The organism is Streptomyces sp. NPDC048278, assembly GCF_040652195.1.
Classification (GTDB): domain Bacteria; phylum Actinomycetota; class Actinomycetes; order Streptomycetales; family Streptomycetaceae; genus Streptomyces.
Genome location: NZ_JBEZLP010000001.1, coordinates 615,359 through 631,541, shown reverse-complemented (window position 1 = coordinate 631,541; position 16,183 = coordinate 615,359). Strand labels below are relative to the sequence as shown.

Sequence of the window (16,183 nt, the reverse complement as noted above, 5' to 3'; positions counted from 1 at the left end):
TCACTCGGCGAGGTGCTTTCGGATCCCGTCGGCCAGCTCGTCGACCCTGGTCGCGACGAACCAGCTGATGCCCCCGGCGAGCAGGGCCTCGTATCCCCCGGTGCCCGCGTCCCACTCGACGCCGATGTCCACCCGGCAGGAGGTGTCGCCGACCGGTACCACCGCGAAGTCGCGGCGCAGCGACGCCCACATCCAGCAGTCCCCGGCGCTCAGGACCGGCCCGTCCGGGCCCGTCTCGTGCCGGTCCTCCCACACCACGAGGTCCTCGCCGAGGGTGCCGGCGAACTCCGGCTCCACCGGCGGGCAGTCCTCCTGCTCGGGACGGAGGCTGAACGGGTCGAGCAGCCTCGGCCGCCGGGCGAGCAGTTCGCGCACGGCACCCGCAGCGAACGGCAGCTCCACCGAGAGCTGCTGCGGGGACATCGCCGCCACGCCCGTGGGACCGCCGGCGTCCTGGTGGGCCTCGACCTCCGTGAGGACCCGCTCCAGCACGTCCAGGCCCCGGTCGAGTTCGGCCTCGTCGATCACCATCGGCGGCTGCACGCGCAGCACGCTGTTGTTGTACAGCGAGTACGTCGACGTGACCTGATGCCGGATCAGCAGCCGCAGCACCAGTCCGCCCAGCGCCTCGTCGTGGAACTCCAGGCCGTGCATCATGCCCAGGCCCCGGTGGGCCCGGACGAGCTTCGGGAAGCGGGCGGGGAGCTCCGTCAGCCGCAGCCGGAGCTGCTCCGCGCGGGCGTTCACCCGCGCCAGGAACTCCGGCTCCGAGGCCAGTTCCACCGCGGCGAGGCCGACCGAGCAGGACAGCGGGTTGCCGCCCAGGCTGGAGCCGAAGGTGGACGGCGTGCGCTTCAGCGAGGTCCACACCTCCGCGGTGCCCAGCACCGCGGAGATCGGCAGCAGGCCGCCGCCGAAGGCCTTGCCGATGCACACCAGGTCGGGGAGCACGCCGAACTGCTGGTGGGCGAAGAAGGTGCCGCAACGGCCGAAGGCCGTCTGCATCTCGTCCAGGATCAGCAGCGCGCCGCGCTCGGTGCACACGCGCCGCACCTCGCGCAGGTACTCGTCGGACGGGACGACGACACCGCCCTCGGCCTGCACCGGCTCCAGCAGGACCGCCGCGGTGTCCTCGTCCACCACCGCCTCGATCGCGGCGACGTCGCCGAACGGGACCTGCCGGAACTCGCTCATCAGCGGCCGGTAGACCGCCTCGTGCTCAGGCCGGCGGGAGGCGCTCAGCGTGGCGATCGTCTTGCCGTGGAAGCAGTCGACCGCGGTGACGAAGTTAGGCCTCCCGGTGGCCGCCCGGGCCAGCTTCAGGGCGTTGTCTATGCTCTCGCCGCCGCCGTTGGCCAGGTAGGAGTAGCGCAGATGCCCGTCGGTCAGCCGCGCCAGCCGCTCCGAGAGACGGATCTGCACCTCCTCGAAGAGGATCTTGGTGCTGTTGAGGTTGGCGGTGTCCAGGCGGTCCCGCAGGGCCTGCACCAGCCGCTCGTGCGAGTAGCCGAACGACTGGTTGCCGTACTGGTCGAACAGGGCCAGGAAAGGCCGCCCGGTCTCGTCGTGGACCTGGCACCCCTCCCCACGGCCCTGCACCCCGCAGCCCATGGTGAAGGCCATCTTGGCGTAGGTGGGGTGGTTGAACGCGGCTTTGGTCTCGGCCAGGGTCTGGCGTTGTGTACGCACGTCCGTCGCCTCCTCGTCAGTGGGAGCCGGAGGCCAGAGCCGGGCCGTCGGCCTGTTCCAGGTACGTCCGGCGCCGCTCGGCGTAGTCGCCGAAGAAGTACTCCAGCAACTGGCGTTCCTTGCCGTGGCTGCCGGGCACCCGGTCCGCGGCGCCGGCGAAGTCGAGGCCGCCGACCAGGCTGAGCGGCGCGCCCGCGAACCGTTCGTCGGGGTAGGGCTTGCAGAGCGCGACGAAGCCGAGGGACCGGTAGAAGCCGCGCAGTTCGCCGGTGTCGTCGACGAAGAAGTCGCCGACCAGGCGGGTGGCCCCGTGCCGGATGCCGTGCAGCAGCCCCTCGCGCATCAGGGCCATCCCGAGCATCTGGTGCCGCACGTCCGGCCGGGTCATCAGATGCCCCAGCTCCACCACCCGGTGCCCGTCCTTGAACTCGGTCAGATCCGCGACGTCCTGGCAGGGCAGCCCGAGTTCCGAGTCGCGTACGACCTTGATGCAGCCGACCGGTTCACCGTCCAGCCGGGCGAGGATGTAGTCGGCGTAGGCGTCGAACCGGTCGAAGGTCGCCGCCATGTCGCCCGCGTCGTCGAGCCGGCCCTGGTCCTGGACGTAGACCTGGTCGCGCAGCCGGATCACCGCCGCCTTGTCCGCGGCACTCGTCGCGAGCGTGTAGGAACTCTGCTCGGTCATCGCGCAGCCCTCCGTTCGCCGCGGATCAGCCGGCCGAAGAAGTCCCGGTAGGTGCGGTGGTAGAAGCGCGCCCTGGGGGCCACCTCCTGGTGCACCTCGGCCAGCTTGCGGAACGGCAGGGTGGGCAGCAGGTGGTGCTCGACGTGGAAGTTGTTGGTGTTGGTCAGCCACGCCATGAAGCGGTTGGAGGTGATGGTGCGGGTGTTCTCGAACACGTCCGGGGTGTCGGTGTCGCAGCGGAAGTGCTCGGGCAGTTCGATCAGCGCGTGCGCGGGCAGCCCGACCAGCGCCAGCGGCAGCAGCCACGCCCAGACCACGGCCCAGGAGTGGGTCAGCGCGGAGGCCGCGACCGACAGCACCAGCGTGCCGAGGATCACCCAGTGGTCGCGCCGGATCCGGCGCTGGGTCAACGGGCTCTCCTCGCCCAGGTTCCGGCCGGTCAGCACGCGGCCGGACGTCCGCAGGAACTGCTTGTAGTGGGCGACCATCGTCAGGCGGTACGTCCACAGCCCGGCCTTGCGCAGGACCGAGCCCTGCTCGCTGCCGTACTGGTCGCCGTAGTCGAAGAACTCCTGGTTCTCCGGGGTCCCGAGGTCGCGGTGGTGGCGCAGGTGCGACACCTGGTAGGCGGCGAACGACACGAGTGTCGGCAGGCCGAGGAGCACGCCGGCGACGACGTTGGGACGCCGGCCGCGGAAGGCGATGCTGTGCAGGGTCTCGTGCTGCAGCTCCAGCATGTGGGCGAACATCAGGCCGACGACGACCGTGCCGAGCGCGCGGGCCCACAGGGCCGTGGTCAGGGTGAGGAAGATGCCTCCGGCCAGCAGCACGGCGGCCAGGGCGAGCTTGGCCGCGAAGATCCGGCCGTCTGTATCCCGCCGCAGGGGTTTGTACTTGGCGAGTAACTCCGGTGTGTCCAGGAACTGTTCCGTGTTTTCGAGCATGCCTTCTCCCAAGGGGGCGACGGGATCGCCGGCCCCCCGTATCAGCGAATGCGGGCGCAGGTCAGGGGTTGGAGACCCGGCGGGCGAGGCCGGCCACGGTCGGATCGGCGAACAGCTCGCGCATGGTGGGCTTGACGCCGAACGCGACGCGCACCCGGCCGAGCAGGCGCGCGGCGGACAGCGAGTCGCCGCCGAGTTCGAAGAAGTTGGCGGTGGCGTCCTGCGTGGGCAGGCCCAGGATGTCGGCGAACAGATCGGCGATGCCCTGTTCGGCGGGGTTCAGCGGGGCACCGGAGGCTGTGGGCGCGGAAACGGCGGGCGCGGGCAGCGCGGCGCGGTCGACCTTTCCGCTGGGGGTGAGCGGCAGCGTGCCGACCACGGTGAGCAGCGGCACCAGATGGTCCGGCACCTGTTCGGCCAGGCGGGCGCGGAGTCCGGCCGGGTCGAGGGCTTCGCCGTCGGCCGCCACCACGTATCCGGCCAGCCGGTGCTCGCCGGGCCGGTCCTCCCGCACCATGGCGGCGGCACGGGCGACCCCCGGCAGCCGCAGCAGGAGCGTCTCCACCTCGCCGAGTTCGATCCGGAAGCCGCGCACCTTGACCTGGTCGTCGTTGCGGTTGAGGAAGACCAGACTGCCGTCCGGGGTCCAGCGCACCAGGTCACCGGTCCGGTACATCCGGCTGCCGGGCGGCCCGAAGGGGTCCGGTACGAAACGGGCGGCGGTGAGCTCGGGACGGCCCAGGTAGCCGAGGGCGAGACCGACGCCCGCGATGTACAGCTCCCCGGGCACACCGACCGGCGCCGGCCGCAGTCCCGCGTCCAGCACATAGGTCCGGAAGCCCGGGACCGGCCTGCCGATCGGTACCGCCGCCGCGTCCGCCGCGGTGAGTGCGTCGCTGACGGTCGAGTAGACGCTCGCCTCGGTCGGTCCGTAGGCGTCGATCAGTGTCCGGTCGCCCGTCCAGTCCTGCACCACCTGGGGTGTGCAGGCCTCACCGGCGACGACGAACGTCACGGACGCGGGGATCTGCGCGGGGTCGAGGACCTGGAGCACCGAAGGCGGCAGCATGACGTGGCTGACCGACTTCTCCGCGATCAGCCGCTCCAGTTCGGGTCCTGGCTGCAGCTGCGGTTTGCCGGCCACCACCAGCGTCCCGCCCGTCAACAGGGTCATCCACACGTCCGCGACCGACATGTCGAAGCTCGGGGACACGAACTGCAGCAGCCTGCTGCGTCCGTCGAGGCCGAAGCAGTCGGTGGCCAGGTTGCGCAGATTGGCGGCGCCGCGCTGCGGGACGACCACGCCCTTGGGCGAACCCGTCGAGCCCGACGTGTAGATGACGTAGGCGGGATGCTCGGCGGTGAGCGGCCGGGTACGGTCCTGCTGGCCCAGGGGAGCGTCGGACAGCCGCTCGATCCTGCCCCGCACGCTCGGGTCGTCCAGGTCCGTTCGGATCGCGTCGACGGCTCCCATCGGCCCGGCCGTGGTCTCGTCGACCAGCAGCAGTGCCGGACGGGCGTCGGCGGCCATGTAGGCCAGCCGGGGGGCCGGGTAGCCCGGGTCGAGCGGGAGGTAGGCGGCGCCCGCCTTGAGGACCGCCGTCATGGCCGCCACCAGCCGGGCCGAGCGGGGCAGCGCGAGCGCCACCACATCGCCGGGTCCCACCCCGCGGGCCGCCAGCAGCCGGGCGATCCGGTTGGTCCAGGCGTCCAGTTCGGCGTAGGTCACGGACGTGGCGCCGTCCTCGATCGCGACGGCGTCGGGCGTCGTGGCGGCCTGCCGGTGGAAGAGGTCGGGGACCAGCCCGTCCGGGCCGCCGGCCCCGGCCGCGGTGCCCCAGTCGAGCAGCAGGGCCCGTTCCTTGGCCCCGACCAGGTCGGGCCGGGACACCGCGGTGTCCGGGTCGGTCTCCAGGACCTGGTCCAGGAAGCCGAGCAGGCGCCTGAGGTGGTCCTGCGCCTCCGGTTCGGTGTAGAGCCGCGGGTTGGCGTCGACGATCAGCTCGACCTCGTCGGCGGACGACTGCCGGAAGGTGAAGCTGACGTCGTCCACGCCCACGCCCTGCGCGCTGCGCCGCACCGCCGGGCAGGGCCCGAACCAGAGGTCCGCCTCGAAGCCCAGCACGTTGACGATCGGCCCGGAGACCTGCCGGCCCTGCCCGACGAGGCCGAGGTCGCGCAGCAGGTCCTCCGCGCGGTACCGGCCGTGCAGCATGGTCTGGCGGACCTCCGAGCGCACCCGGCGGGCCAGCTCCGTCCAGGTGTCGGCGGGATCGCAGGTCACGCGCAGCGGAAGGATGTTGGCGGTCATGCCGGGCACGTTCCGGCCGGCCTTGCTGGTGCGGCCGGATATCGGCATGCCGAGGGTGACGTCGGTGTGGCCGGTGAGCCGCGCCACGTACACCGTCGTCGCGGTGATGGCCAGTTCGGGCCAGGCCACGCCGAGGCGTTCGGCGGTGGCGAGGAGTCCCTCCACCCGGGCCGGGCCCAGGTCGGTCTTGACGCGCTGTGTTCCGCGCGGGCCGGGCGCGGGCCGCGGGGAGAGCGTCGGCGGCTCCGGCGCCCCGGCGAGCCGGGCGAGCCAGAAGTCGCGGTCGCGGTCGCGGCGCGCGGAGGCACGATAGGCGCGGTCCTCCTCCTGGAGCACCCCCATCGGGGCGAGCGCCACGGGCGAGGTGCGGGGCGTGCCGTCGGCCAGCTCGGTGTAGATGTCGGCCAGCCGGCGCCCGACCAGGTCCAGGCTCCAGCCGTCCAGGACGATGTGGTGGCCGCGGCGGTAGTAGAGCAGATGGTCCTCGGCGAGGACGAACAGCGCGGCGAAGAACAGCGGGCCGGCCACCAGGTCGGTACGCCGCGCCATGTCCTCCTCCATCCAGGCGAGCGCGGCGGCTCGGGCGTCGGGACGCCCCTGTAGATCGACTCGTGTCAACGGCCAGCGTGGCTCGTCGCCGAGGAGTTGCACGGGGCCGTCGTCGCCTTCGGCGAACGTCACCCGGCAGGCCTCGACCTCCGCGCTCAACCGGTCGTGGGCGAGCGTCAGCGTCTCCGCGCTGACGGGGCCCTTGATCTCGAGGTAGTCACCGACGTTGAAGGTGGATCCGTTCGGGTCGGCTGCTTCTCCGGCGAACCAGACCCCGAGTTGTGCTGCGGTGAGGGGTCGGCTCAGTGCCTCGCCGGACTGGCGAATCACAGTGTGCCTCCAAGGAATTCCGGGCATGCCGACGACGCCCTGGGACCGCGACTATGGGACCTGTGGGCATCGTGAAGGTCAGAAGGAATGAGGCCGAGAATCCCTCAGTGAGCGACGTTGCTCAGGGGCGGCCAGATCAAATCACCCGGGGCAGTGGGCCACGTCGGGTTTTCCTCGAAGTTTTCGGCTCTTTTTCCGGTGAATGCCATACGAATTCCGTCCCCCGTTCGCACCATCAGCCCATTCCACCGGGCTGCGACTCCATAACGGCGAGCCTGGCCATCGGGCACCATCTTTCCTGTTCCCCTCCCCAAGCTGCAACGATCATCGGCGGCCTGAACCCGCCATGACTGGAACAGGACAGGGGGCATCGGTGTGAAAGCCGTGGGTCTCGGCGGACGGGCCGGGAGTCCGCGGGCCCGGAGCCGGGTGCGGGTGCCGGTTCGGCAGGGTGCCGAGGACGAGGTGCTGAGCGCGAGGTCGTGCGTGCGGGGGACCCCCTTGACCGTGTGGCGAAGGCGGTCCCCGTGCTGCCACCGGGCGGGCGGCCGTGGCCACCGGACGGATGTCGGCGTCGCTGACGACCCGCACCCGCCCCGCTGCGGTAGGTGCGAGTGGACGTGGCGGTACCGCGGTCACGCTCCGGTACCGGCGTGCCGTCCACGGTCCGCGGCCGGTCCCCTCCGCCCGCGGGGGCGGTGTGCCGGCTCCGGCGGGAGGAGCCGGCCCAACGACGTGGTGGACAACACCCTGATCGTACAAGGGAGTTGCCAGCCGATGTACTTCCGGAACCGGCCTTGCCGGCCATACCCGGCCCGCCGGGTGCCGGACCCGCGTGACCTGCACCGGCACTCGGCCACCGGAACCTTGGACCGGTCCCTTCGCCTTCGCCCACCGGTACCGGTCCGTCACCGGCTGTATCGTGTGCGCCACCGCGCTCTTGCCGCAGGCATGAACCGGGCATTGCGCGAGCAAAAATCACTCCTGCCCGAACCTGCCGCGAAAGGCCCCGTCCTGTGGCTGTCGGCCCTCCAGGAGACGGTCGGCTTCTACAACGCCAACTTCGCGCTCCGTCCGGAAAACGCACCCACGGGCGTGGAGATCGCCGCCGAATCCGACGGACGGGTGATCGCGCTGCGCTCGGAGAATTTCAGCACCTTCCCGTTCCACGTCGAGTCGGTGCTGACCAGTAATTGTCTGACGATCCTGCGCGAGGCGCTGACGCACCTCCAGGCCTGAAACCACGTGCGCCGTGCTGTTTCTTGAACCAAATTCGTTCACCCCGTGGTTCCCACGACTGGCCGGGCTCCCTCGCGTGCGCGCCGCTCGGGTACGCGGCCGTCGGCGGCGCGGTCGACGGCTTCGGCATCCGCGACACGCTGCTCGCGATCACCGTCGTGCACGTGGTGATCCACCGCACGCGCGCGTGGCACGCCGTACGCTCGTGCCCACCATGACGACGGTATGCGTACCCGCGGGCTGGCCCGCGACCGAGGAACAGGCCCTGGCCGTACAGGACGAACTGCGCGGGCGGGTGGTCCTCGACGAGCCGGGCCCGGCGCCCGGCACCGGCCGGGTCACCGGCGTCGACGTGGCCTACGACGACGAGCGCGACCTGGTCGCCGCGGCGGCCGTCGTCCTGGACGCGGCGACCCTGGAGGTGGTCGCGGAGGCGACCGCCGTCGGCCGGGTCTCCTTCCCGTACGTGCCGGGACTGCTCGCCTTCCGCGAGATCCCGACCGTACGGGCCGCCCTGGACGCCCTGCCCTGCCCGCCGGGCCTGGTCGTCTGCGACGGCTACGGCCTCGCCCACCCGCGCCGCTTCGGCCTCGCCAGCCACCTGGGCGTCCTCACCGGCCTGCCCACCGTCGGCGTCGCCAAGAACCCCTTCACCTTCGCCCACGACGACCCGGAGGCCCCGCGCGGCAGCCACGCGCCGCTTCTCGCCGGTGCCGAGGAGGTCGGCCGGGCCCTGCGCACCCGCACCGCCGTCAAGCCGGTGTTCGTCTCCGTCGGCCACCGGGTGAGCCTCGACAACGCCTGCGCCCACACACTCGCGCTCACCCCCAGGTACCGCCTGCCCGAGACCACCCGCCGCGCGGACGCCCTGTGCCGCAGGGCGCTGCGCGAAGCCCAGGCCTGAACAGCTCTCGAGCAGCTTGGACTCGAGCAGCCCAGACTTGGGCAGCCCGGACTTGGGCAGCCCGGACTTGAGCAGCTCAGAACTGAGTAGCGATTCTGAGTACGAGTACGGATGCCGCTGTTACAGTCCGGCGGCAGGCTGGCCGCATGACCACACACCGTGCCTCCGAGTCCGTCGTCGCCCCCGCCCAGCCCGTCGCGCGCACCGTGACGGCCGCGCTGGTCCTCTCCGTGGTGGCAGGGTCGGGCTGGGTGGCCGGGATGCTCTACACCGTGATCCAGTGGCAGTCCTAGGCGTTCAGCGGGTCGCCGCCACCCGGAAGGTGATCCCGGCCGCCCGCAGCCGCTCGGTCAGCGCGTCGCCCATCGCCTGCGCGGTGGTGACCTGGCCGGCCGTCGGCGGCAGGTCGTCGAGGGCGAGGGAGAGGGCGGCCTCGGCGAACATCTTCGCCGTCTCGCCGTAGCCGGGATCCCCGCCCGAGACCTCCGTGAAGACCCGCCGTCCGCCGCCCTCGCCGACGAAGCGGACGGTGAACCAGCTGCGGGCCCGCTTCTCCGCGTCCGGCCCGTCCCCGGGCCTGAGCCGGTCCGACAGCCAGCGCCGGGCGGGCGGCAGCTGGGCCGCCGCGGCGACCGCGCCGACGGCCGCGACCCCGCCGAGCGCCATCGGCAGGTGCCGGACGGCCGCGTAGTGCCGGTAGCGGAAGTCGGGGCCGTAGCGGTCCAGGGCCTTCGCGGAACGCCGCACGATCTGGGGGTCGATGGTGGGCAGCGGCAGCGCCCAGGCCCCGACCTCGGACGCGAACCGCGGGGCACCCGCCGGCGCGCTGGTGCGGCGGCTCAGCAGGCGGGGTTCGTACCGGGCGCGGTCCCGCGCGGCGGCGAGCATCTGCCGGGGGCGCGCGAACTGGTCCAGTGCCGAGGCGAAGGTGCCGCCGGAGAAGGTCGCGTCCGCGGTCACGAACCCGTCCACGGTCAGCGGCACGCCCTCCGGCAGCCGGCGGACCGTGAAGTACGCGCCCAGGTCGTGCGGGACCGAGTCGAAACCGCACGCGTGCACCAGGCGGGCGCCCGTCTCCCGCGCGCGTGCGTCGTGCCGGACGTACGTCAGGTCCACGAACTCCGGCTCGCCGCACAGGTCCAGGTAGTCGGCGCCGGTGTCCGCGCAGGCCGCGACCAGGTCCTCGCCGTAGCGGCCGTAGGGGCCGACCGTCGTGGCCACCACGCGCGCGTGCCCGGCGAGGGCGCGGACCGTGTCCGGTTCCGCGACGTCGGCGCGCAGCACCCCGACCGCCGCCCCGCCCGGCAGCCTGTCGCGCAGGGCCCGCAGCTTGCGCTCGTCCCGGGCGGCGATCGCCCAGCGCAGGCCCTCGGGGGCGTGTGCGGCGAGGTACTCGGCGGTGAGTTCGCCGACGAAGCCGGTGGCCCCGAAGAGCACGAGGTCGTAGGAACGGTCCGTCGTCTTCAGCCTGCTCATGACACCTCTCGGTCGTGCAACCCGTGCCGTTGTCGGTGGCTGAGGCTAGCGTGAGGAGTGCGGACGCACCCCTACCGGGTATCTTGACTAAGCGCTTGCTCGCCACTTGCCCGCTGGCTCTTGTGCCCAGTGGAACGTGTTCTTAGCATCGTCGGTGTTACATCAGTTGTGTCACATGACTGGGGGCGGCATGACCACGGCAGGGACGCCAGGACACGGCCCGCTCTCCGGCGTGCGCGTGGTCGAGCTGGCCGGGATCGGCCCCGGCCCGTTCGCCGCCATGCTCCTCGCCGACCTGGGCGCGGACGTGGTCCGCGTCGACCGGCCCGGCGGTCAGGGGCTCGCGATCGACCCGGCCCACGACGTCACCAACCGCAACAAGCGCTCGGTGCTCGTCGACCTGAAGTCCCCGGACGGCCCCGCCCGCGTCCTCGACCTGGCCGCCCGCGCCGACATCCTCGTCGAGGGCTACCGACCCGGCGTCGCCGAGCGGCTCGGCGTCGGCCCCGCGCAGTGCCACGCCCGCAACCCCCGTCTGGTCTACGGCCGGATGACCGGCTGGGGCCAGGAGGGGCCCCTCGCGCACCGCGCCGGCCACGACATCGCCTACATCGCCCTCACCGGCACCCTCGGCATGATCGGCCGCCCCGACGAGCCCCCGGCCGTCCCCGCCAACCTGCTCGGCGACTACGCGGGCGGCTCCCTCTACCTGGTCGTCGGCGTCCTGGCGGCCCTCCACCACGCGCGCGCGACCGGCACCGGCCAGGTCGTGGACGCCGCCATCGTGGACGGCACCGCGCACCTCGCCGCGATGATCCACGGCATGGTGGCCGCGGGCGGCTGGCAGGACCGGCGCGGGGCCAACCTGCTGGACGGCGGCTGCCCGTACTACGGCACCTACGAGACCGCCGACGGCGGCCACATGGCGGTCGGCGCCCTGGAGCCCCAGTTCTACGCGGAGTTCCTCCGGCTGCTCGGCGGCGTGGACGACCTGGCCGGCGCCCGCAAGGACTGGACCCGCTGGGGCGAGCTGCGCGAACGCGTCGCCGCCCGCTTCAAGGCCCGCACCCGGGCCGAGTGGACCGCGGTCTTCGAGGGCTCCGACGCCTGCGTGGCCCCCGTCCTCTCCCTCCGCGAGGCCCCGCACCACCCCCACCTGGCCGCTCGCGCCACCTTCACCGACCACGGCGGCATCACCCAGCCGGCCCCCGCCCCGCGCTTCTCCGCGACCCCCACGACCGTGCGCACCCCGCCCGCCAGGCCCGGCGCCGACACCGCCACGGTGGCCGGTGACTGGGACGTACCCGCACTCCTCGGCGAACACGACAAGCACGATGGGCACGACGACCGCGACGACCGCGACGACCGCGACGATCACGACAAGGACGGCACCTGATGGAGCTTTCGACCTTCCTCGACTACGCGGGCGACCCGCGCGCGGCGGCGGACCGGGCCGCCGCGCTGGAGTCGGCGGGCCTCGACACGGTCTGGGTCGCGGAGGCCTACGGCTTCGACTCGCCCACGCTCATGGGCTACCTGGCCGCCCGCACCGAACGGATGAAGATCGGCTCCGCGATCCTCAACGTCTACTCCCGCACCCCCGCCCTGATCGCCCAGACGGCCGCCGGCCTCGACGCGGTCTCCGGCGGGCGCGCGATCATCGGGCTCGGCGCCTCCGGTCCGCAGGTCGTCGAGGGCTGGCACGGGAAGGCGTACGACAAGCCCCTCGGCCGTACCCGCGAGACGATCGAGCTGACCCGGCGGATCCTGCGCCGCGAGGTCATCGACCACCACGGCATCACCGACATGCCCCGCCCCGGCGGTCTCGGCAAGCCCCTGAAGATCCTCACCAAGCCCGTCCGCCCCGACGTCCCGCTCTACGTGGCCTCGCTGGGCCCCGCCAACGTCCGGATGACCGCCGAGATCGCCGACGGCTGGCTGCCCACCCTGTTCATCCCCGAGAAGGCCCACCAGGTCTGGGGCACCCCCCTGGCGGAGGGCGCCGCCCGCCGCGACCCGGCCCTCGGACCGCTGCAGATCGTCGCCGGCGGGCTGCTCGCCATCGGCGAGGACGCGGTCGCCGTCCGCGACCAGGTCCGCCCCAGGATCGCCCTGTACGTCGGCGGCATGGGCGCACCCGGCAAGAACTTCTACAACGACCTCGCCGTCGCCTACGGCTACGAGAAAGAGGCCCGGCTCATCCAGGAGCTGTACCTCGCCGGCCGCAAGAAGGAGGCCGAGGCGGCCGTGCCCGACGAGTTCTGCGAGCTCATATCCCTGTGCGGCCCGGAGGGGTACGTCCGCGACCGCATCGCCGCCTACCGCGAGGCGGGCGTGACCGTGCTGGACGTCACCCCGGTCGGCCCGGACCCGGCCCGTCTGATCGAGACCGTCAAGAACTGGCTCTGAGCCCCCGCTGCCCCCACCGCGCACCAACCCTCGTTGAAAGGCTTGTCAGTGAGCACCGAAGCGTACGTGTACGACGCGATCCGCACCCCGCGCGGTCGCGGCAAGGCGAACGGCGCCCTGCACGGCACGAAGCCCATCGACCTGGTCGTCGGACTCATCCACGAGATCCGCGACCGCTTCCCGGACCTCGACCCGGCCGCCGTCGACGACGTCGTGCTCGGCGTCGTCGGCCCGGTCGGCGACCAGGGCTCCGACATCGCGCGGATCGCCGCGCTCGCCGCCGGACTGCCCGACACGGTGGCCGGCGTCCAGGAGAACCGCTTCTGTGCGTCCGGTCTGGAAGCGGTCAACATGGCCGCCGCCAAGGTCCGCTCGGGCTTCGAGGACCTCGTCCTCGCCGGCGGCGTCGAGTCGATGTCCCGGGTGCCGATGGCCTCGGACGGCGGCGCCTGGTTCAACGACCCGATGACCAACCTGGCCGTCAACTTCGTGCCGCAGGGCATCGGCGCCGACCTGATCGCCACCATCGAGGGCTTCTCCCGCCGGGACGTCGACGAGTACGCGGCGCTCTCCCAGGAGCGCGCCGCGACGGCCGTCAAGGAGGGCCGCTTCGAGCGCTCCGTGGTCCCCGTGAAGGACCGCGCGGGCCTCACCGTCCTCGACCACGACGAGCACCTGCGCCCGGGCACCACCGCCGACTCCCTCGCCAAGCTGAAGCCCTCCTTCGCCGACATCGGCGAACTGGGCGGCTTCGACGCGGTCGCCCTGCAGAAGTACCACTGGGTGGAGAAGATCGACCACGTCCACCACGCGGGCAACTCCTCCGGCATCGTGGACGGCGCCTCCCTGGTCGCCATCGGCACCAAGGAGATCGGCGAGCGCTACGGCCTCACCCCGCGCGCCCGGATCGTCTCGGCCGCCGTCTCCGGCTCCGAGCCGACCATCATGCTCACCGGCCCCGCCCCCGCCACCCGCAAGGCCCTCGCCAAGGCCGGCCTCACCATCGACGACATCGACCTCGTCGAGATCAACGAGGCGTTCGCGGCGGTCGTCCTGCGCTTCGTGAAGGACATGGGCCTGTCCCTGGACAAGGTCAACGTCAACGGCGGCGCCATCGCCCTCGGCCACCCGCTCGGCGCGACCGGCGCGATGATCCTCGGCTCGCTCGTCGACGAACTGGAGCGCCAGGACAAGCGCTACGGCCTCGCCACCCTGTGCGTCGGCGGCGGCATGGGCATCGCGACCGTCGTCGAGCGCGTCTGACATCCCCGCGGAACCAAGAGACCTCACGGAGACACGAGCCATGACCGAGAGCACCACCATCCGCTGGGAACAGGACGACACCGGCGTCGTCACCCTCGTCCTCGACGACCCGAACCAGTCCGCGAACACCATGAACGCGGCCTTCGTCGAGTCGATCGCCGCGATCGCCGACCGCCTGGAGGCCGAGAAGGACTCGGTCCGCGGGATCATCTTCACCTCCGCCAAGAAGACCTTCTTCGCCGGCGGCGACCTGCGCGACCTCATCCGGGTCACCCCCGAGACCGCCCAGGACCTCTTCGACGGCGGCCTCGCGATCAAGCGCAACCTGCGCCGCATCGAGACCCTCGGCAAGCCGGTCGTCGCCGCCATCAACGGCGCGGCCCTCGGCGGCGGCTTCGAACTGGCCCTCGCCTGCCACCACCGGGTCGCCCTCGACACCCCCGGCACCAAGATCGGCTGCCCCGAGGTCACCCTCGGCCTGCTCCCGGGCGGCGGCGGGGTCGTCCGCACGGTCCGCCTCCTCGGCATCGCCGACGCCCTGCTGAAGGTCCTCCTCCAGGGCACCCAGTACAACGCCACGCGCGCGCAGCAGAACGGCCTGATCCACGAGGTGGCCGCGACCCCGGACGAACTGCTGGCCAAGGCCCGCGCGTTCATCGACGCCAACCCCGAGTCCCAGCAGCCCTGGGACAAGCCCGGCTACCGGATCCCCGGCGGCACGCCCGCCAACCCCAAGTTCGCCGCCAACCTGCCCGCGTTCCCGGCGTCCCTGCGCAAGCAGACCAACAACGCCCCCTACCCGGCGCCGCGCCGCATCCTCGCCGCCGCCGTCGAGGGCAGCCAGGTCGACTTCGAGACCGCCCAGGTCATCGAGGCCCGCTACTTCGTGGAGCTGGCCGCCGGGCAGACCTCGAAGAACATGATCCAGGCGTTCTTCTTCGACCTCCAGGCCGTCAACTCCGGCGCCAACCGCCCCCAGGGCGTCGAGCCGCGCAAGGTCACCAGGGTCGCCGTCCTCGGCGCGGGCATGATGGGCGCGGGCATCGCCTACTCGTGCGCCCGCGCGGGCATCGACGTCGTCCTCAAGGACGTCTCAGCCGAGGCCGCCCGCAAGGGCAAGGCCTACTCCGAGAAGCTCTGCGCCAAGGCCGTCGCCAGGGGCCGCACCAGCCAGGAGAAGGCCGACGCGCTGCTCGCCCGGATCACGCCCACCGCGGACCCGCAGGACCTGGCCGGCTGCGACGCCGTGATCGAGGCCGTCTTCGAGGACACCGCCCTCAAGCACAAGGTGTTCCAGGAGATCGAGTCCGTCGTCGCCCCCGACGCGCTGCTCTGTTCCAACACCTCCACGCTCCCCATCACCGCCCTCGCCGAAGGCGTCGAGCGCCAGAGCGACTTCATCGGCCTGCACTTCTTCTCGCCCGTCGACAAGATGCCGCTCGTCGAGATCATCAAGGGCGAGCGCACCGGCGACGAGGCCCTCGCCCGCGCCTTCGACCTGGTCCGGCAGATCAACAAGACGCCGATCGTCGTCAACGACTCGCGCGGCTTCTTCACCTCCCGCGTCATCGGCCACTTCATCAACGAGGGCGTCGCCATGGTCGGCGAGGGCGTCGAGCCCGCCTCGGTCGAACAGGCGGCGGCCCAGGCCGGCTACCCGGCCAAGGTGCTCTCCCTGATGGACGAGCTGACCCTCACCCTGCCGCAGAAGATCCGCCGCGAGTCCCGGCTGGCCGTCGAGGAGGCCGGCGGCACCTGGACCGCGCACCCCGCGGAGGCGGTCATCGACCGCATGGTCGACGAGTTCGGCCGCCCCGGCCGCAGCGGGGGAGCGGGCTTCTACGACTACGCCGAGGACGGCAGCCGCGCCGCCCTGTGGCCCGGCCTGCGCGAGCATTTCGGGGGTTCCGGGGGTCGCCCCCCGGGCAGGCACAGCACCCAGGCCGGCCACGAGATCCCGTTCCGGGACATGCAGGAGCGGATGCTCTTCTCCGAGGCCCTCGACACCGTCCGCCTCGTCGAGGAGGGCGTTCTCACCTCGGTCGCCGACGCCAACATCGGCTCGCTCTTCGGCATCGGCTTCCCCGGCTGGACCGGGGGTGTGCTCCAGTACATCAACGGCTACGAAGGCGGCCTGCCCGGCTTCGTGGCACGCGCGCGTGAGCTGGCGCAGGCCTACGGCGAGCGGTTCACCCCGCCCGCGCTGCTGGTCGAGAAGGCGGAGAAGGGGGAGACCTTCACCGACGGGCGCTGAGTCGCGCGGGTCGCCGAGTCGCGCGTATCGCTGAGTCGTGTGTGTCGCCGAGCCGTGTGTGTCGCTGAGCGACACGCCGCGCTTGCTCCCGGAGGATGCGGAACCGGACGCTGACCGAGCCGGTCACCGG

Annotated in this window: 13 protein-coding genes; 8 read left to right on the top strand and 5 right to left on the bottom strand. The window is 72.2% G+C overall.

Translation table 11 applies throughout. From position 1 onward, the window contains the following. The 4 genes from AB0D74_RS02885 to AB0D74_RS02870 form a co-directional block, all read right to left on the bottom strand. A complete protein-coding gene (locus tag AB0D74_RS02885) occupies positions 1-1,689 on the bottom strand; it encodes an aminotransferase class III-fold pyridoxal phosphate-dependent enzyme (RefSeq protein ID WP_362579758.1) in 1,689 nt (562 codons plus the stop codon). A 16-nt stretch (positions 1,690-1,705) separates the two neighbouring features. Beyond that, entirely contained in the window at positions 1,706-2,374 is a 669-nt protein-coding gene (locus AB0D74_RS02880; protein ID WP_362579756.1) for a GNAT family N-acetyltransferase, read from the bottom strand. Further along, positions 2,371-3,318: a fatty acid desaturase gene (locus AB0D74_RS02875; protein ID WP_362579754.1), complete on the bottom strand. Its 948-nt coding sequence runs from the start codon at positions 3,316-3,318 to the stop codon at positions 2,371-2,373. The genes AB0D74_RS02880 and AB0D74_RS02875 overlap by 4 nt, the downstream gene beginning before the upstream one ends. Before the next feature lie 61 nt (positions 3,319-3,379). Further along, positions 3,380-6,508, bottom strand: coding sequence for an amino acid adenylation domain-containing protein (locus AB0D74_RS02870; RefSeq protein ID WP_362579751.1), 3,129 nt, complete (start codon positions 6,506-6,508; stop codon positions 3,380-3,382). 735 nt (positions 6,509-7,243) lie between these two features. Here AB0D74_RS02870 and AB0D74_RS02865 point away from each other — a divergent pair. From AB0D74_RS02865 to AB0D74_RS02850, 4 genes are all read left to right on the top strand, one after another. Continuing rightward, complete coding sequence (locus AB0D74_RS02865) at positions 7,244-7,747, top strand: hypothetical protein (RefSeq protein WP_362579748.1); 504 nt, start codon at positions 7,244-7,246, stop codon at positions 7,745-7,747. A 23-nt stretch (positions 7,748-7,770) separates the two neighbouring features. Continuing rightward, positions 7,771-7,965 carry a hypothetical protein gene (locus tag AB0D74_RS02860; RefSeq protein ID WP_362579745.1) on the top strand — a complete coding sequence of 65 codons (195 nt, stop codon included), beginning with the start codon at positions 7,771-7,773 and terminating at the stop codon, positions 7,963-7,965. After that, positions 7,962-8,651, top strand: a complete 690-nt coding sequence (locus AB0D74_RS02855) for an endonuclease V (RefSeq protein ID WP_362579742.1) — start codon at positions 7,962-7,964, stop codon at positions 8,649-8,651. Before AB0D74_RS02860 ends, AB0D74_RS02855 begins: the two co-directional genes overlap by 4 nt. Before the next feature lie 146 nt (positions 8,652-8,797). Further along, positions 8,798-8,944: a hypothetical protein gene (locus AB0D74_RS02850; RefSeq protein ID WP_362579739.1), complete on the top strand. Its 147-nt coding sequence runs from the start codon at positions 8,798-8,800 to the stop codon at positions 8,942-8,944. Between the two features lie 4 nt (positions 8,945-8,948). Here the strand turns inward: AB0D74_RS02850 and AB0D74_RS02845 are convergent, their stop codons facing one another. Beyond that, positions 8,949-10,127 (bottom strand): saccharopine dehydrogenase NADP-binding domain-containing protein, encoded by a 1,179-nt coding sequence (locus tag AB0D74_RS02845; RefSeq protein ID WP_362579736.1) that lies wholly within the window; start codon positions 10,125-10,127, stop codon positions 8,949-8,951. 190 nt (positions 10,128-10,317) lie between these two features. Here AB0D74_RS02845 and AB0D74_RS02840 point away from each other — a divergent pair, with 190 nt between their 5' ends. Genes AB0D74_RS02840 through AB0D74_RS02825 form a run of 4 tightly spaced genes read left to right on the top strand, consistent with a single transcriptional unit; the run spans position 10,318 to position 16,053 of the window. Beyond that, positions 10,318-11,523 carry a CaiB/BaiF CoA-transferase family protein gene (locus AB0D74_RS02840; protein WP_362579733.1) on the top strand — a complete coding sequence of 402 codons (1,206 nt, stop codon included), beginning with the start codon at positions 10,318-10,320 and terminating at the stop codon, positions 11,521-11,523. Continuing rightward, positions 11,523-12,536 (top strand): LLM class F420-dependent oxidoreductase, encoded by a 1,014-nt coding sequence (locus AB0D74_RS02835; protein ID WP_362579730.1) that lies wholly within the window; start codon positions 11,523-11,525, stop codon positions 12,534-12,536. Before AB0D74_RS02840 ends, AB0D74_RS02835 begins: the two co-directional genes overlap by 1 nt. 48 nt (positions 12,537-12,584) lie before the next feature. Next, entirely contained in the window at positions 12,585-13,799 is a 1,215-nt protein-coding gene (locus AB0D74_RS02830) for an acetyl-CoA C-acetyltransferase (RefSeq protein WP_362579727.1), read from the top strand. Between the two features lie 40 nt (positions 13,800-13,839). Further along, a complete protein-coding gene (locus AB0D74_RS02825; protein ID WP_362579724.1) occupies positions 13,840-16,053 on the top strand; it encodes a 3-hydroxyacyl-CoA dehydrogenase NAD-binding domain-containing protein in 2,214 nt (737 codons plus the stop codon). The last annotated feature ends 130 nt before the right edge of the window (positions 16,054-16,183 follow it).